14 protein-coding genes are annotated in these 17,404 nt (G+C 72.6%); 11 read left to right on the forward strand and 3 right to left on the reverse strand.

The window, feature by feature from the left end; translation table 11 throughout:
• Nucleotides 1-1,333 (forward strand): nickel transporter (locus AOK22_RS10770; RefSeq protein WP_055698369.1); only part of this gene is annotated, 1,333 nt, incomplete at its 5' end.
• Nucleotides 1,334-1,364: 31 nt separating this feature from the next.
• Complete coding sequence (locus AOK22_RS10775; RefSeq protein WP_055698370.1) at nt 1,365-3,056, forward strand: serine/threonine-protein kinase; 1,692 nt, start codon at nt 1,365-1,367, stop codon at nt 3,054-3,056.
• A 6-nt stretch (nt 3,057-3,062) separates the two neighbouring features.
• Here AOK22_RS10775 and AOK22_RS10780 read toward each other — a convergent pair whose 3' ends face one another.
• Nucleotides 3,063-3,884: an SGNH/GDSL hydrolase family protein gene (locus AOK22_RS10780; protein ID WP_055698371.1), complete on the reverse strand. Its 822-nt coding sequence runs from the start codon at nt 3,882-3,884 to the stop codon at nt 3,063-3,065.
• A 255-nt stretch (nt 3,885-4,139) separates the two neighbouring features.
• On the opposite strand from AOK22_RS10780, the gene AOK22_RS10785 reads away from it, so the two are divergent.
• The 6 genes from AOK22_RS10785 (at nt 4,140) to AOK22_RS10810 (ending at nt 12,739) form a co-directional block, all read left to right on the forward strand.
• On the forward strand, nt 4,140-4,544 hold the full coding sequence (locus tag AOK22_RS10785) for a hypothetical protein (protein ID WP_237773451.1): 405 nt from the start codon (nt 4,140-4,142) through the stop codon (nt 4,542-4,544).
• 1 nt (nt 4,545) lies between these two features.
• A complete protein-coding gene (locus AOK22_RS10790) occupies nt 4,546-5,646 on the forward strand; it encodes a GNAT family N-acetyltransferase (RefSeq protein ID WP_055698372.1) in 1,101 nt (366 codons plus the stop codon).
• Nucleotides 5,647-6,008: 362 nt separating this feature from the next.
• Nucleotides 6,009-6,842, forward strand: a complete 834-nt coding sequence (locus tag AOK22_RS10795; protein WP_055698373.1) for a glycosyltransferase family 2 protein — start codon at nt 6,009-6,011, stop codon at nt 6,840-6,842.
• Complete coding sequence (locus AOK22_RS10800; RefSeq protein ID WP_055698374.1) at nt 6,839-7,864, forward strand: glycosyltransferase family 2 protein; 1,026 nt, start codon at nt 6,839-6,841, stop codon at nt 7,862-7,864. Before AOK22_RS10795 ends, AOK22_RS10800 begins: the two co-directional genes overlap by 4 nt.
• The gene (locus AOK22_RS10805) at nt 7,861-8,664 is read left to right on the forward strand and encodes a polysaccharide deacetylase family protein (protein ID WP_193433259.1); all 804 of its coding nucleotides are present in this window, start codon (nt 7,861-7,863) and stop codon (nt 8,662-8,664) included. The genes AOK22_RS10800 and AOK22_RS10805 overlap by 4 nt, the downstream gene beginning before the upstream one ends.
• Complete coding sequence (locus AOK22_RS10810; RefSeq protein WP_055698376.1) at nt 8,657-12,739, forward strand: lipopolysaccharide biosynthesis protein; 4,083 nt, start codon at nt 8,657-8,659, stop codon at nt 12,737-12,739. The genes AOK22_RS10805 and AOK22_RS10810 overlap by 8 nt, the downstream gene beginning before the upstream one ends.
• A 64-nt stretch (nt 12,740-12,803) precedes the next feature.
• Here the strand turns inward: AOK22_RS10810 and AOK22_RS10815 are convergent, their stop codons facing one another.
• A complete protein-coding gene (locus AOK22_RS10815) occupies nt 12,804-14,231 on the reverse strand; it encodes a GH39 family glycosyl hydrolase (RefSeq protein WP_055698415.1) in 1,428 nt (475 codons plus the stop codon).
• A 138-nt stretch (nt 14,232-14,369) separates the two neighbouring features.
• On the opposite strand from AOK22_RS10815, the gene AOK22_RS10820 reads away from it, so the two are divergent.
• Complete coding sequence (locus tag AOK22_RS10820) at nt 14,370-15,464, forward strand: DUF5925 domain-containing protein (protein ID WP_055698416.1); 1,095 nt, start codon at nt 14,370-14,372, stop codon at nt 15,462-15,464.
• Between the two features lie 37 nt (nt 15,465-15,501).
• Here the strand turns inward: AOK22_RS10820 and AOK22_RS10825 are convergent, their stop codons facing one another.
• Nucleotides 15,502-15,882, reverse strand: coding sequence for a GntR family transcriptional regulator (locus AOK22_RS10825; RefSeq protein WP_055698377.1), 381 nt, complete (start codon nt 15,880-15,882; stop codon nt 15,502-15,504).
• 94 nt (nt 15,883-15,976) lie between these two features.
• On the opposite strand from AOK22_RS10825, the gene AOK22_RS10830 reads away from it, so the two are divergent.
• Both AOK22_RS10830 and AOK22_RS10835 read left to right on the forward strand, forming a co-directional pair.
• A complete protein-coding gene (locus AOK22_RS10830; RefSeq protein WP_055698378.1) occupies nt 15,977-16,906 on the forward strand; it encodes a GNAT family N-acetyltransferase in 930 nt (309 codons plus the stop codon).
• Nucleotides 16,887-17,384: a ribonuclease FAU-1 family protein gene (locus AOK22_RS10835; RefSeq protein ID WP_055698379.1), complete on the forward strand. Its 498-nt coding sequence runs from the start codon at nt 16,887-16,889 to the stop codon at nt 17,382-17,384. Before AOK22_RS10830 ends, AOK22_RS10835 begins: the two co-directional genes overlap by 20 nt.
• Nucleotides 17,385-17,404 lie beyond the last annotated feature (20 nt).

Below are 17,404 nucleotides of genomic sequence, written 5' to 3' on the forward strand. Positions count from 1 at the left end.
CGGCGGGCCCGCCGCCACCGCCTCCGCCCACCCCCTGGGCAACTTCACCGTCAACCAGTACGACGGCCTCGTCGCCACCCCGGGACGGCTGACGCTCGACCACGTCGAGGACCTCGCCGAGATCCCGGCCGCCCAAGCGGCCCCCCGCATCCGCGAAGCGGGCCTCACCCCCTGGGCCCGCGCCCGCTGCCGCGCCGCCGCCGAGGACACCCGCGTCACCGTGGACGGCCGCCCCGCGAAGCTCACCGCGAGGACCGCGCGGGCCGAACGGAGGCCCGGCCAGGCGGGACTCGACACGCTCCGCGTGGAGTGCGCGTACACCACCCCCCTGCCCCGCGACCGCACCGCCACGGTCACCTTCGACGCCGGCTCCCCCGACCGCCCCGGCTGGCGCGAGACCACCGCCCGCGGCGACCGCATGACCCTGACCCGCTCCGACGTACCGGAGACCTCCGCGTCGGCACGGCTCACCCGCTACCCGAAGGGATCGCAGTCCCCGGGCACCACGTCCGCCGCCGTGCGGATCCGGCCCGGCGGCCCGGCACTCGCCGACGACGGGCGGACCCCAGAAGGCGCCGCCTCGGTGCTGCCGCGCGGCGCCGACCGCTGGGCCGAGGCCCTGACGGGGCTCGTCGGCCGGCACCCGCTGACCCCGGCCTTCGCCGCCCTCGCCCTGGGCACCGCCCTGCTCCTCGGCGCCCTGCACGCCCTCGCCCCCGGCCACGGCAAGACGCTGATGGCCGCCACCGCCGCCGCCCGCGGCCGGGCCACCGCGCGCGACGTGCTGCCGCTCGCGGGGTCGGTGACGGTCACCCACACCCTGGGCGTCCTCGTCCTCGGACTCCTCGTCAGCGGTGGTTCCGCCGCGGCCCCCTCGGTGGTCGCCTGGCTCGGCGTGGTCAGCGGGCTGCTCGTCACCGGAGCGGGGGTGCTTCTCGTACGGCGGGCGTGGGCGCGAAGGCGGCATCGGCACCACCACGGCCACACTCATCACCACCACCCCCCGACCAGCCTCCGCGGCACCCTCTTCCTCGGCTTCGCCGGCGGGCTCGTGCCCAGCCCCTCCGCCGTCGTCGTCCTCGTCGGCGCCGCCGCCCTCGGCGAGGCCTGGTTCGGGCTGCTGCTCGTGGTGGCGTACGGCGCGGGGCTCGCGCTGACGCTGACGGCCGCCGGGTTCCTCGTCGTCCGCCTGGGCGACATCGCGGGGCGCAGGCTCGGGCCGCGGTGGCTGCGGCACCGCACCGGGCGGTTCCTGCCGCTCGGATCGGCCTGCGTGGTGCTCGCCCTCGGGTGCGGATTGGTGTTCAAGGGGGCCGCAACGGCGCTCGGTTGAGCTAGTTTTGTGGAGAATCGCACCGCTGCGGATGGGGGCGCCCGTGAGTCAGCCAGAGCGCGTGATCGCCGGGCGGTACCGCCTCCTCGACCCCCTGGGCGAGGGCGGCATGGGCACCGTCTGGCGGGCCCGTGACGACGTGCTCGGGCGCGAGGTGGCCGTCAAGGAGGTGCGCGCGCCCGCCGGGCTCCCCGCGGGCGAGGTCGACCGGCTCTACGCCCGCCTGGAGCGCGAGGCCTGGGCCGCCGCCCGCATCCCCCACCGGAACGTGGTCACGGTCTACGACGTCGCGATCGAAGGCGGGCGGCCCTGGATCGTGATGGAGATCGTGCGGGGGCTGTCCCTGTCCGACGTGCTGGAGGGCGAGGGCGCGATGCCGCCGCAGCGCGCCGCCCACATCGGCGCCGAGGTGCTGGCCGCCCTGCGCGCCGCCCACGACGCCGGTGTCCTGCACCGCGACGTCAAGCCCGGCAACGTCCTCATCGCCAACGACGGCCGGGTCGTCCTCACGGACTTCGGGATCGCCATGGTCGAGGGCAGCTCCGCGCTGACGATGACCGGCGAGGTCGTCGGCTCGCCCGAATTCCTGGCGCCGGAGCGGGCGTTGGGGCAGCGCCCCGGCCCCGCCTCCGACCTGTGGTCCCTCGGCGTACTGCTGTACGCGGCGGTGGAGGGCAGTTCGCCGTTCCGCCAGGACACCCCGTTGAGCACCCTGCGCGCGGTCGTGGACGAGGAGTTGCCGCCCGCCCGCAACGCCGGGCCGCTGACCCCCGTCATCGAGGGGCTGCTGCGCAAGGACCCGGACGCGCGGATGTCGGCCGCCGACGCCGAGCGCGATCTGCGGACCGTGGCCTCGGGCGGCACCCCGCGCGTGGAGACCGCCCTGCCCTACACGCCGACGGTCACCGCCGAGCGGCCGACGCCGCCCGCGCCGCTGCCCGTCGCGCCGCCGGTTCCCGCGGCGGGCACCGCCGACACGGCCGTGACCCGGCCGGAGCGCCCGCGCCGCGCGGTGGCCGTCCTGGTGGCGGGGCTCGTCGCCCTGGCGCTGGCCATCGGCGGCGTCACGTACGCCCTGGTCAACCGCGACGACGGCGGAGGCGGCAGCGGCAGCGGCGGCTCCGGGGACAGCGGCGGCGGTTCCACGGGCGGCGGCACGGGCGGAAGCAGCGGGTCGAACGGCGGCTCGGGCGGCGGGTCCGACGGCGGCGGGAGCAACGGGGGCGGCTCGTCGAGCGGGGGCAGCGACGGCGGCGGCTCCACGGGCGGCTCCACGGACGGCAGCACCGACGGCAATGGAGGCGGCGGGAACGGCGGCGGCGGGAAGACCACTCCGCCCGCCCAGACCGTGAAGGTGCACGTGTCCGGTACGCATACGCAGTACGCGGGCGTCTGTCCGCCGACGGCCGGTCTGGCGCCGTCGTTCACCGCGACGTTCACGGTGGGGCGCGTCCCCACCACCGTGGAGTACCGCTGGGTGACGGCGTCCGGCGAGCCGAGCGAACCCGGGTGGAAGACGCTGTCGTTCCCGTCGGGCGGGAGCAGGACGCGTCAGGTGAACCACGTGGAGACGGCGTACGACCAAGGGGGCGGGACGTACGAGAACTCGATCAGCGTGGAGGTGCGCAAGCCGGTGGCCGCCACCTCGAACTCGGTCGCGTACTCGGTGACGTGCGAGCAGGAGACCCCGACGGGCGGGGGCTCCTACACGCCGTACCAATAGGCGGGCTCAGGCCGCCGAGGTGAACACCGGGAGGTAGCCGCCGGACTGTCCGGCAGCGGTGGGGTGGTAGGACTCTCCGATGTTCAGCCAGTTGACGCTGTGCAGCCAGGCGCTGCCCGAGCAGATCTCGTGCCCGGTGAAGGCCCCCGTGACATCGCCGAACGTGAAGCCGTGGTCGGCGGCGCGCTTGGCGGTGGCGGAGTTGAGGTGGTCGGCCGCGGAGTTGATGGCGGACCGCTCACGCTCGGACAGCCCGGTCGTGCAGCTGCCGTTGAGCTTGTAGAAGCGGGGGTAGCCGAGCACCACGACGCGGGCGGAGGGAGCCTTCGCGCGGATCGCGTCGTACACCTTGTCGAGGTTGCCGGGGAGTGTCGAGTCGACGTACTTGCGCGCCTCGTCGACCCGCGCGAGGCAGTTGCTCTCGGACTGCAGGACGCAGGTCGTCATGACGTCGGAGAAGCCGGCGTCGTTGCCTCCGATGGAGAGCGAGACGAGGCCGGTGCCGGAGTTGAGCGGGCCCAGCTGCTTCGACAGGACATCACCCGTACGAGCACCCGAGCACGCCACGAAATTGAAGCTCGAGGGTGAATGGGCGGCCGCCCACAGGGCCGGGTAGGCGCGGGTGCTGCGCTTGCAGTCGCCGCTGCCGCTGTCGTAGTTGCCCGCGCCGACACCCGACGAGTAGGAGTCGCCGAGGGCCACATAGCCCGTGGCGGCGGCCCGCTGGTCGGACGACTGGTCGGCCTGCGCCACTCCCGCCCCGGTCAGGGCGAAGGCGACGGCAAGCAGGAGCGAGAACATGTATGCCGTGATTCGGGACAATCTCATGCAACCTCCCTTAGCAGGATTTCTGCCTCGACTGTGGTAGCACGCACCACTGGCCACCGATAGTGTCCATGTCAATGAATTCGTCAACAATTCCCTTGCCCGCACAGGGAGTTCACCCAACACGGAGGGGGTCGACAGGGAACATCTGCACGCTTCCTGCGCATCTTGACGCGCCGCCCGCGACTGCGCGACATTGAAGCCCGGCATCCGGCGCGCTGGGGGGCAAAGTCGCCAATGCAGACCATCAGGAGCAAGGTGCTGCCAGGAGACACAGGGCAGCAGACCGGACAGCACCGCGGCAGAGAGTTCTCACCGCTGCTGGCCGGGGTGGCCGTCGCCGTGGGCGGCGTGGGCGCGATGCTCGCGCTCGTCGATCTGGACTCGCCGCTGCGCGGGCCCTTCACTCTCTTCTTCCTCCTCGCCGCGCCCGCGGCGGCGATCGGCGCCGCGCTGGGGGCACTGGACCCCTGGGGGCGCGCCGTGGCCGCCGTCTCGGGCGCCGTCGCGGTCGACATCCTCGTGGCCCAGGGCATGCTCGCCCTGCACGTGTGGTCGATACGAGGCGGAGTCGTCGCCGTCACCGTGCTCAGCGCGCTGTTCCTCCTGCTGACCGTGGCCCGACGCCCACGCCGCCGTACGGCGAGAAGGTGGACTTCCTGACGTGAACATCACCGTGCACCGCCCCGGCGACCTCACCTCCGCCGACCGGGCGGCCTGGACCGCGCTCCAGTCCAAGGCGCATCTGAACGGCTCGCCCGACCTCGCCAACCCCTTCCTGTCACCGGAGTTCGCGCTCGCGACGGGGCAGTGGCGGCGCGGGGTGCGGATAGCCGTCGCGTACGAGGGCGGCGAGCCGGCCGCGTTCTTCCCGTTCCAGAGATCCGCCACCGGCGTCGGCCGGGCCATCGGTCTCGGCGTCTCCGACTGCCAGGGTCTGGTGCACGGACCCGGCTTCGCGTGGGACGCCCGGCAGCTGCTGCGGGCCTGCGGGCTCGTGGTGTGGGAGTTCGACCACCTGGTCGGCGGCCAGGGGCCTTTCGAGACCGGCGCGTCCGGCTCGTTCCCTTCGCCCGTGATGGACATCGACCAGGGATACGACGCCTATCTCGGCCACCTGCGCGAGCGTTCACCGAAGTTCACCCGGACGACGCTCGCCAAGGACCGCAGACTGGCCCGCGACCACGGCGCGGTGCGCTACGTCCACGACGAGCGCGACCCCGAGGTCCTGGCCATCCTGATGGGCTGGAAGTCCGCGCAGTACCGCAGGACGGGGCGCAGCGACCGCTTCGCGCACCCCTGGATATCCCAGCTGGTGCGCCGGCTCTTCCACACCCGCTCCGACTCGTTCGCCGGGATCCTCTCGGTCCTCTACGTCGCCGACGTGCCGGTCGCCGCGCACTTCGGACTGCGGTCCGAGCGGGTCCTCGCCTGCTGGTTCCCGGCGTACGACCCGGCGTTCTCGAGGTACTCGCCCGGTCTGGTCCTGCACCTGCGCATGGCCGAGGCCGCCGCCGCCGAGGGGATCGCGTATCTCGACCTCGGCCGGGGCCAGAAGGCGTACAAGGACTCCCTCAAGACACGCGAACTGAGCGTGTCCGAGGGGTGGGTGGCGCTCCGCCACCCGGTCGCGTTCGGACACCGGGCGCGGCGCGCCCCGGTCAGGGCGCTGCGGAACACCGTGCAGTCACGGCCGGAATTGTTCGAGCCCGCGGACAGGCTGCTCAAAAGGGTGGGCCAATTTCGATCACACGGCCGGGAATAAGGCAGTCCGAATGTGACCTCATAGATGGCCCAAATCATGAAAAAAGTGAGGCCACCTTCCAGGTCTTGCCATACAGTCTCAATCATCAATACCGTCGTACATCCACCCGCAACGGTCCATCACGCAATGCGATCTAGGGGAGGGCTCAAGATCGCGATGGTGCAGTTGCGGGGCGCGGTAGGGGGGTGCCGTGCTCGGTGATCGCTCTTTGACCGAGTCACGTCCCGCGCAATGCCAGCTCACCCGGCATGCACGGAGATCTATTTCGTCATGCTCGCGTGAGAACCCCCCTTTCGAACCGGATCAATTACCGGACCGCCCGGGGGCGGGCGGTCCACCGGACGAGAGGGACCAACGGACTCATGAGTTCTTTTGTGCGCCCGGCAGATGCCGGACAGGACCCGTTAGACAACATCTCCAAGAACTACCGTCCGATCTCCACGCACTTGGCCATCGCTCCACCCGTGAGCGTCGTGATCCCGGCCATGAACGAGGCGGAGAATCTTCCGTACGTCTTCAAGACACTGCCCGACTGGATCCATGAGGTCGTCCTCGTGGACGGCAACTCCACCGACGACACGGTGGCCGTGGCCCGCGAGCTGTGGCCGGACGTGAAGGTCGTCCGCCAGCTCGGCAAGGGCAAGGGCGACGCCCTGATCACCGGCTTCGCCGCGTGCACGGGCGACATCATCGTGATGGTCGACGCGGACGGCTCGGCCGACGGCAGCGAGATCGTCTCCTACGTCTCCGCCCTCGTCTCGGGCGCCGACTTCGCCAAGGGCTCCCGCTTCGCCAACGGCGGCGGCACGGACGACATGACGCCGATCCGCAAGCTCGGCAACCACGTCCTGTGCTCCGTGGTCAACGCCAAGTTCGGCGCCCGCTACACCGACCTCTGCTACGGCTACAACGCGTTCTGGCGGCACTGCCTCGACAAGATCGAGCTCGACTGCACCGGCTTCGAGGTCGAGACCCTGATGAACATCCGGGTCGTCAAGGCCGGGCTCAAGGTGCAGGAGATCCCCAGCCACGAGTACCTGCGGATCCACGGCACCAGCAACCTCAGCGCCGTCCGCGACGGCATCCGCGTCCTGAAGGTGATCCTCACCGAGCGCTCGAACCGCGTCAGGCGCGCCGCACGGCGCAAGGGCGCGCGGGACCTCCCCTTCCGCACCGGCCAGGGAGAGGTGTCTTGAGCGCGGAGATATCCGTCGTCATCTGCGTGTACACCGAGGACCGCTGGGAGGACATCCTCGCGGCGGTCTCCTCGGTGCGGGCGCAGTCGCTGGCGGCCGTGGAGACCCTGCTCGTGGTGGACCACAACGCCACGCTCCTGGACCGCCTGGCCAGGGAGTACAAGGAGACCGAGGACGTGCGGGTGCTCGCCAACGCGGGCCCCCGCGGCCTGTCGGCGGGCCGCAACACCGGGATCGCCGCGTCCCGCGGCGAGATCATCGCCTTCCTCGACGACGACGCCGTCGCCGAGCGGGACTGGCTGCGCCACTTCGCCGAGGGGTTCGAGGACCCGCGGGTGCTCGCCGTCGGCGGCCGCACCATGCCCGCCTGGGAGTCGGGCCGCCGGCCCGGCTGGTTCCCCGAGGAGTTCGACTGGGTGGTGGGCTGCACCTACCGGGGGCTCCCCCCGGGCCGGGTCCGCGTCCGCAACGTCCTCGGCGGCAACGCCTCCTTCCGGCGGTCCGCCTTCGACGTGGCGGGCGGCTTCGCCACGGGCATCGGGCGGGACGGCGACAAGCGTCCGCTGGGCTGCGAGGAGACGGAGTTCTGCATCCGCCTCACCCGCGCCCTGCCGGACGCGGTCCTGCTCATCGACGACCGCTCGGTGATCCACCACCGGGTGCCGGCGGCGCGGGAGCGCTTCCCCTACTTCCGTACGCGGACGTACGCGGAAGGCCTCTCGAAGGCGCTCGTGGCCCGAAGTGTCGGCGCGGACAAGGGACTCGAGTCCGAGCGCCGCTACACCACGCGCGTGCTGCCCGCCGGGATCGTCCGCGGCCTGCGGGACGCCGCGCTCGGGCGGCCGGGCGGCGCGGGCCGGGCCGGCGCCATCGTGGCGGGAGTGGCCGCCGCGGCCGGGGGGTATGTGCTCGGCAGCATCCGTGCGCGCAGGGGAGGCGCCACGTTCTCCGTCGTGGAGATCGCCGGTCCGGCCCCTGCCGACGACGGCGAGGGCACGGGGGGCGAGGGGGCTGCCGCATGAGAACGGATCCCGTGCCGATACTCATGTACCACGCGATCGCGCACGTGCCGAACGAGGCGACGCACGAGCTCTCGGTGTCGCCCGAGGCCTTCGAGCAGCAGATGGAGGTGCTCGGCGAGCGGGGCTTCACCCCGCTCACGACCGCCCAACTGGCCGCGCTCTGGCGTGAGTCGGGGAAATCGCTGCCCGAACGGCCGGTACTCATCACCTTCGACGACGGTTACGAAGGCGTGCACCGATACGCCCTGCCCGCCCTCGCCCGGCACGGTTTCGTGTCGACCCTGTTCGTCTCCACCGGCTGGCTGCGCGGGGAGTACGACACCGGGGGCGGCCTCGACCGCATGCTCGACTGGGACCAGGTGCGCGAACTCGCCGCCGCGGGCACGGAGATCGGCGGGCACAGCCACACCCACCCCGAGCTCGACCAGCTCACCGACGACGGGCTCCGGTTCGAGCTGCGGCGCTGCCGCGACATCGTCGCCGACGAGCTGGGCACCCGGCCCGCGTCCTTCGCCTATCCGTACGGCTACTCCAGCCGCCGGGTGCGCGAGCGGGTGCGCGAGACCGGCTTCACCCAGGCCCTCGCCGTCGGCAACGGCCTGGCCCGCCGCGCCCAGGGCCCGTACGCGCTGCGGCGGGTCACCGTGCGCCGCGCCACCGAGCCCGAGGAGTTCGAGCGGCTCGTGACGGGCCGCTCGATCGGCCGCAACTTCGCCAGGGACCGCGCCCTCACCAAGGGGTACGCGATGGTCCGCAGAGCACGACAGGTCCGCCGGAAGGCCATTCGTTCCCGTGTCTGACACGACCACGGCCCAGGCCGATGCCCCTGGGTCCGCGAGCACCGGACGGTCAGCGACGTCCGGCAAGTCCGGCAGGCCCCGCAGAATGCGCCTGCCGGGTGGGGGCGGCGGCAGCCCGCTGTTCCGCAACGCCTATGCCCTGATGCTCAACACGGGCATCTCCGGCGTGCTCGGCGTCGGCTTCTGGCTGGCCGCAGCCCGGTACTACTCGGAGTCGGCGGTCGGCCAGGGCTCGGCGGCGATCGCGGCGATGAAGCTCCTCGCGGGGCTCACCGCGGTGACGCTGACGGGCGCCCTCGCGCGGTTCATACCGATCGCGGGACGCGCCACCGGAAAGCTCATCTTCCGCACGTACGCGGGAAGTTCGGTGGCCGTGGCGCTCGCCGCGGTGGTCTTCCTGCTCACGCTCGACCTGTGGGGGCCCTCGTACCGCTTCCTGCACGGCCCCGTGCACGGGATCGGGTTCATCCTGGCCGTCGTCGCCTGGTCGGTGCTGACCCTCCAGGACGGCGTCCTGACCGGGCTGCGCAACGCGCTGTGGGTGCCCGTCGGCAACACCGTCTTCTCGGTGGCCAAGCTCGGGCTGCTCATCGCGATGGCCGCGGCGATCCCCACCGCCGGCGTCTTCGTCTCCTGGGTCGCCTCGATCCTGGTGTCGGTGATCCCGCTCGGCTGGCTGGTCTTCCGGCGGCTCGTGCCGCGCCACGTGCGGGCCACCGACGGCAAGGCGCATCCGCCGACGCTCCGCGAGATCGGCCGCTTCCTGGCGGGCGACTACACCGGCTCGCTCTTCTCCCTCGCCGTGGTCTATCTCGTCCCGGTGATCGTCGCCTCGCAGGTCAGCTCGGTCGACAACGCGTACTTCTACATCACGACCACCATCGGCGGCACGATCAACCTCCTCGCCATCAACATGGGCGCCTCCCTGACCGTCGAGGGGGCGCACGACCCGGCGCTGCTGGCCGCCAACACCCGCTCGGCGCTGCGCCGGATGGCGCTGATCATGCTGCCGGTGTGCGGGATCCTCTTCGTGACCGCGCCCTTCGTCCTGCGCCTGTTCGGGCAGGGGTACGCGGACGCGGCCACTCCCCTGCTGCGCTGGTTCGCGGTGGGGGCGCTGCTGCGGGTCGTCATGGAGACGTACTTCGCGGTGCAGCGCGCGCAGAGCAAGACCTCCGGGATCGCCTGGCTCCAGGGCCTGTTGTGCGTCCTGGTCCTCGGGCTGACGCTGATCCTGCTGCCGCGCATGGGGCTGACGGGCGCGGGCATCGCGGAGATCTCCAGCCTGGCGGTGATCGTGGCCATCGCCGCACCGAAGCTGTACCGGGTGACGCGGACGGCGGCCCCGGCCCGGCCGGCCGAGGGGGCCGCGCCGGACGGGGACCTGGCCGACCTGGGGACGCCGGACGCGCCCGCGGAGCAGGTGCGGGCGCGGAACTCCGCCGCGGCGGCCGGGGGCGGCGCGGAGGACGGCGCCCCCGGCAAGGGCCGCAAGGAGCATCACGGGCCCGCGTGGGCACTGCGGGAGTCGCTCGACTCGGACACCCTCCACCTCGCGGTGCAGCTCGACTTCGACCACCAGGAGCGCAGGCCGGACGTGCGGCCGGGTCCTGGCACGCCCGCCGCCGGGACACCCGCGGCGCAGAGCGAGGGGGACGACATGGACCACCGGCCGACCTGGGCACTGAGATCCCCGGCCCCCGGACCCTCTTCGTCCGTGTCCGCCGCTCCGGTGGCCGAGCCGGGGCGGGACGCCTCCGAGCCCGCTCCGGCGGCCGCCGCCCCTCCCGTGGCCCCGCCCGCGGTCCCGGACGCTCCCCCGATGCCCGAGGAGCCGCCCCGCGCGCAGGAGCCGTCCGCGGCCGGGACGTGCCTGCCCGGGAGGGACCTGCCCGGGGTGGACCTGTCGGGGGTGGACCTTTCCGGAGTGGACCTCCCCCTCCCCGAACCGGACCTGTCCGGCACGGACCTGCCGGAGAAGGACCTGCCGGAGAAGGACCCGGACACGGGCGACGACCTGCCGGAGGGCTCGCTGGACGAGGAGCCCGTCGCCGCCCCGCGCGGGCCGTGGCGCCGCGTCCTCGTCATGGCGCTGCTGCTCGCCGCCGCGCTCGGTCTGTACTGGCTGCCCGCCCTCGGTCTCGGCGAGACGGACCTGGACGACATGGGCGGCCTCGGGCTGATCTCCGTCCTGCCGCTGCCGACGCTGCTCGGTGCCGCCCTGCTGGTCGTCGTGTTCGGCGCGCTGCTCTGGATGGACCGGCCGCTCAAGGGCCTGCTCCTGGTGACGCTGCTCGCCACCGTGGTCTCGCTGCACGCGCTGCCCGCCGTCATCGAGGCCGAACCGCGGTTCGCCACGGCCTGGCAGCACCTGGGCTTCATGGAGTACATCGACCGGACGGGCACCGCGGTGCCCGATCTGGACGCGCGCTGGAGCTGGCCCGGCTTCTTCGCCGCGGCCACCTTCGTCGCCAAGGCCTGCGGCGTCTCGGACATGACCGAGGTGATCCGCTGGTGGCCCACGCTCATGCAGGTGCTCTATCTGGCGCCGATGCTGCTGCTCGTGCGCGCGGTGCGGGCGTCCTGGCGCGCCAAGTGGGCGGGCCTGTGGATCTTCGTGCTCAGCGGCTGGGTCGGCCAGGACTACTTCTCCCCGCAGGGCTTCACGTTCCTGCTCTACATCGCCTTCGTGGCGATCCTGATGGTGTGGTTCCGGGCCCCGCGCATGCTGTGGGCCAAGCGGCGGCCCGGCGAGACCGAGGTCGAGCCGGCCGGGCGCCGCGAGCGCGCGGTGCTGCTCCTGGTCCTGGTCGGTCTCTTCGCGGCGACGGTCCCCGCCCACCAGCTGACGCCGTTCGTGATGCTCGGCGTGCTCACGGTGCTCGTCCTGGTCGGCCGCTGTGAGCTGCGCGGCCTGCCGATCCTCTTCGGGGTGCTCGTCGTCGTGTGGCTGGGCTTCCTCGCCGAGCCGTACTGGTCGGGCCACTTCGACGAGCTGTTCGGCGGGGTCGGCGGGGTCGGCGGCAATGTGTCCTCGTCGGTCTCCGGGCGCATCGAGGGCGGCAGTTCGACGCACAAGCTGGTGCTGTACGTGCGGGTGGCGATGGCCGGGGGCGTCCTGGCGTTCGCGTGCTGGGGCTGGTGGCGGCGCCGCTTCTACAAGTACAGCGAACGCTCGCTGCTGGTGCTGGCCTTCATCCCGTTCATGGGCTTCGCCATGCAGTCGTACGGCGGCGAGATGGCCCTGCGCGTCTTCATGTTCGCGCTGCCGGGCGCGGCACTGCTCGCCGGGCTCGCGCTGTTCCCGCGGGCGGGCATCACCGTGGAGGAGCGGGACCGCGACCGGGTGAGCCTGGCGCCGCTGGCCGCGATGATGGCCGGGCTCGTCCTGGTGGGCGGCTTCCTGGTGGCCCGCTGGGGCAACGAGTCCTTCGAGCAGATCCGTCCGGGCGAGGTCACCGCCATGGAGTACGTGTACGCGCACGACGACCCGACCGTACGGCTGCTGTGGATGAGCAATGACACGGTGAACAACGTGACGCCCGCGATGCCGTGGGGCACCCGCGACATGGAGAAGGTGGAGTACGTCCCCACCCTCGCGCCCGCCGACCCGGTCCTGGTGTCGGGCCTGGTGAAGGCACTCAAGGACGCGGGCCCCAACTCGTATCTGATGATCAACCGCAGCCAGACGACGTATCTCCAGCTGGACGCGGGCTATTCGAGGACGTGGGAGCCGCGGCTCATCCACAACCTCGACAACCGCCAGGACCTCAAGAAGGTCTTCACGAACGACGACGCGACCCTCTACAGCCTGCGCGAGAAGCCCGACGGCACGGCCCCGGCGGCCGATCCCGGCCCCGCGGGACCGCAGGTGACGTGGACGCCGTGGTCGGTGGTGGGCGGGCTCGCCGCGATCGCGGTCGTCCTGCTGCTCGCCACGCGCGAGGTGGTGCGGGTGGCGGCGGCGCCGAGCGTACGGCAGCAGCGGTGGCTGCAGAGCAGCTTCTGGTTCTCGCTGCCGCTGCTCGCGGTGCTGGTCGCGGCACTGATCCAGCGGTTCGCGACGATGGCGTGAGGGCCGGGGACCGGGGTGCCCGGCGGGCGCGCGGGTGACGCGGGGCGTGCGGAGGTGAAGTGGGCTACCGCTTGAGCCACTTCACCTCATAGCCCTTCATGTCGAACCGCTGCCCGTCGACCTTCGCGCTGATCGGCCGGTCGAGGGTGTTCACCACGAGGACCGCGCGGTCGTCGGCGAGGACGCGGACGTTGGGCCGGTCGTCGGCGGCCACCTGGACCTTCTCGTACGTCGTGCCGGGCCCGAACTCGTTGCCGAACCGCTCGATGAGGTCCAGCATCGGCAGCGCGGCACCGCCGTCGCCCTGCCGCGTGGAGGTCCACAGACAGCCCGCGCACCCGGCGCCCTTCTTCTTCTGCGGGTTCCAGTAGAAACCGCTGGTGGCGCCGCCGCGGACCATCGCCATCAGGCCGGAGGCCTGGACGGCCACGCGGTGCGCCTCGGACCAGTCGTCGCGGTTGTCCTGGCTGTCGCCCGGCTCCACGTAGTACTCGGCCCACCACAGCGGCAGGTCACCGGTCCGCTCGCGCAGCCACTTGCCGACGGCCGTGAACTTGTCGGTGGCCTTGAACTCGTCGGGGAGCATCTCGTCGTCGACGGTGTAGCTGGAGCCGTCGACGACGACGAAGTCCGCACCCGCCTTGTGCTCGTTCCAGTAGTCGAAGGCGTCGAGGACCCGCTGGTCCATGCGGCCCCACGGCCCCTTCACCTCCTTGGACACGCCGTCGGTCTGGCGCGGGTCGACGCTGTCCATGACGAGGTAGGGACCGCCGACCATGATGTCCTTGTTGACCTTCTTGAGCTCCTTGTAGACGAGGTTGTAGAGCTCCGTATACCCCTCGTAGTCCCAGCGGCCCTTGCCGGTGTTCCAGAAGCCCTTGAACTCGTTCCACACGATGAAGTGGCGTACGTCGGGATAGCGCCTGGCCACCGTCGCGGCGAGCTTCGCGTAGTCCTTGTAGTGCGCGCGGTCGGGCGCGGTCTCCAGGGACTGCTGGCTCCAGTCGGTGTTGTCCGTGCCGGGCTCGCCGCCCTTCATCCAGTCCGGGGCGCAGCACAGCGTGACGACCGGGGTGCCGTCGCTCGCCCGGATGAAGTCCATGCGCCGGTCCATGTTGGAGAAGTCGTAGCGCCCCGGGACCGGTTCGGGGTTGCCGGCGCCCCAGCCCATGATGTGCTGGATCTGCGGGACGGGCCGCCCCTGGTCGGCGAGCTCGGCCTTGACGCGGTCCGTGGCGCTGTCCTCGCCCTCGTCCGCGCTGTACTGGGTGTGGGTGAAGCCCCAGCCCACCTGGGGCCTGGCGTCACCGGGAGGGACGGCGGGCGTGCCGTGGACCTTGTCGCCGTCGGGGGTGGTGCCCGCGGTGCTTCCGCCGCTGTCGGGCAGCGCGTTCAGCAGAGTGATCACCAGGGCCACCGCGGCCGCGCCGACGCCGAGCAGGGCGGTGAGACGCCACCGCCGTGCCTGCGAATTCCACCCATGACGTCCCATCAGGGGCAAGAGTATCGGCGGCGGTTGGCGGTAGGACAGGTTCCGTACGACAGGTCTGTAACGGGCCGGGTGCGGACACAAGGGACGCACCGCGGAAACCGGATGCACGAGGGCGCGTGCGTGCCGGATCATGTCGGCATGTCTGCGAACCCTCACGACGCCCTGCCGATCCGGCTCAACGTCGACGACAGCGACTCCCCGTCGGACGTCGTGGACGCGCTGTTCCTCGGCCGCTTCGCGACGGGCGAGCAGCCCTTCTCGCACAGCGCGAACATCGACCGGGTCAAGTCCGGTTCCACCCTGCTGCCGCCCGGCGCGACGGTCCTGCGCGGGGCGCGCGACGACGACCGCAGCGCGACGCTCGCCGAGGGCGACGGCTGGACGCTGCTGATCTCCCGCTGGAACCGCGGCGCGGACGTCACGGTGACGGCGACCACCGCCGAGCTCGCCGAGAAGATCCTGAAGCAGGCCACGGACGGCGCCCAGGACGAGCCCGAGCCCCAGCCGGAGAACGTGACGATGGGGTTCTGGTACGTCTCCCCGCGCCGCGGCCCGCACCGCACCACCCGGCAGATCTCGGCCGGCACGTGGGACGAGGTCCGGCCCAACTACACGGCGCCGGTGGCCGACGCCATGGACAAGCTGATGAAGACGACGCCGGAGGACATCTCGGGCCGGCTGCTCCTGCTGCACGGCCCGCCGGGCACGGGCAAGACGTCGGCGCTGCGCACCCTCGCGCGCTCCTGGCGGGACTGGTGCCAGGTGGACTGCGTCCTGGACCCGGAGCGGCTGTTCAGCGACGTCGGCTATCTGATGGACATCGCGATCGGCGAGGACGACGGCACGGCGAAGGGCCGCTGGCGGCTGCTGCTCCTGGAGGACTGCGACGAGCTGATCCGCGGCGAGGCGAAGCACACGGCGGGCCAGGCGCTCTCGCGCCTGCTCAACCTCACGGACGGCCTGCTCGGCCAGGGGCGCAACGTCCTGGTCGGCGTCACGACGAACGAGGACCTGGAGCGCCTGCACCCCGCGGTCGTCCGCCCCGGCCGCTGCCTGGCCCGCATCGAGGTCGGCGCGCTGACCCGCCCCGAGGCGGTGGAGTGGCTCGGCACGGACGAGGGGGTGGGCCGCGAGGGCGCGACCCTCGCGGAACTCTTCGCTCTCCGCCGGGGCACGACCCCGACGTCCCTCCCGGACCAGAGGGAGGGCGCGGACGCGGGCCTGTACCTGTAGCAGCCGCCGTCCGTGCCGCGCCCACGGTGCGGGAGGCCTAGCCGGAGGTCCCGTAGACCGCCCGCAGGGCGTCCCGCACCACCGCGGCCGCGTCCTCCTCGGAGAGCCCGAGCCGCCGCGCCCGCTCGGCGAAGACCTGCGCCGCGGCGGCGGCCTCCCGAGCCGCCCCCTCCCCCGCGGCGGCGACGAACGTGCCGTTGCGCCCCCGCGTCTCGACGACCCCGTCGGCCTCCAGCGCCCGGTACGCCTTCGCCACCGTGTTCGCCGCGAGCCCCAGCGACTCCGCGAGCCCCCGCACCGTCGGCAGCTTGTAGCCGACCGGCAGCGCACCCGACCGCGCCTGCCCGGCGATCTGGGCCCGCACCTGCTCGTACGGCGCGTCGCCCGCGCCCCCATCGATGTCGATCTTCAAAGTCACGAGCCGATTCTCCCGCACGCACCCCGCCGAGGGGCCGTGCACCACGGGAAAATGGGAGGCGCCCCCGCTCGCCCCGCGCGTACCGTGCGGCCCCATGACATTGATCGTCCGCGCCCTGGACCCCGCCACCCCGGCGGACGCCGAGGGCTTCGCCGCCGTCCGCCGCGTCTGCGTACCCGCCATGCTCGCCACCGCGGCCTCGGTCGCCTTCGACCGGGCGCACGCCCATCCGGACGCGCGGTACGTGCAGTTGATCGCCGAGACGGACGGCGAGATCATCGGCACCGCCCAGGTCGGCATCGCCCACGAGAGCCCCCAGCCGGGGCAGGGCTTCGCCAACGTGTACGTGCACCCGGAGCGGCGCGGCATCGGCGCCGGTTCGCTGATCCTGCGCACGGCCGAGGAGTACCTCGCGGGCGAGGGCGCCGACACCGTCTACTCGTGGGTGCTCGACGAGCCCGCGAACCGCGCCTTCGCCGCGGCGCGCGGCTACCGCGCGAGCCGCTCCGCGCACTTCCTGCGCCTCGACCTCGCCGGGGGCACGCTGCCCCCGCTCCAGGAGCCGCCGGCCGGTGTGGAGCTGGTGAGCGGGTCGGTGTACGCGCGGGACGCGCGCCCGCTCTTCGCCCTGGACGCGGAGACGGTCGCGGACGAACCGAGCGACGTGGGCGCCGAGCTGACGGACTACGAGCACTGGCTCGCCGAGACCTGGCACCACCCGCTGGTGAACCAGGAGCTCACCACCGTGGCCCTGGTGGACGGCCGCCCCGCGGCGTTCAGCCTCGCCCGCACGGACGGCGAGGGCCGCTACGCCTCGGGCATGACCGGCACCGGCCGGGCGTTCCGCGGCCGGGGTCTGGCCAAGCGCGCCAAGAACGACTCCCTGCACCGGGCCCGCGCGGCCGGCTGCACGGAGGCGTTCACCGGCAACGACACGGGCAACGCGCCGATGCTGGCGATCAACGAGTGGTTCGGCTACGAGATCTGCGCGACGGAGGTGCGCCATGTCCGCGAACTCGGCTGACGTCACGGCCCCGACCCTGGAGATCCACCTCACCAAGGCGGGCCGCACGAAGATCCGCTACCCGGCGGAGCTGGTGGCCGACGACGGCACGAAGGTCACCGTCCGCGCCCCCTGGGCGGCCCCCGGCGTCCGCGACTTCGGCTTCGTGCGCTTCGAGCCGGGCGACGTCTTCACCGAGCACTACTGGCGCGACCGCTGGTACGCGATCAAGGAGGTGTACGCCGCCGACGGCACGCTCAAGGGCTGGTACTGCGACGTGACCCGCCCCGCGGTGCGCGACGGCGCGGTCCTGACGGTGGTGGACCTGGACCTCGACCTGTGGTGCTCGGCGGACGGCGAAACCGTACTGCGCCTGGACGAGGACGAGTTCGCGGACAGCGGCCTTTCGGCGACGGATCCGGAGGCGGCGGTCCGGGCGGGACGGGCCCTGGACGAGCTGGAGGCCCTGGCCCGGGGCGAGGGCCTCGGCACGCTCTGACGCCCGGCCCGGACGGGGAC

This window comes from Streptomyces silaceus (genome assembly GCF_001419745.1).
GTDB classification, from domain to species: domain Bacteria; phylum Actinomycetota; class Actinomycetes; order Streptomycetales; family Streptomycetaceae; genus Streptomyces; species Streptomyces silaceus.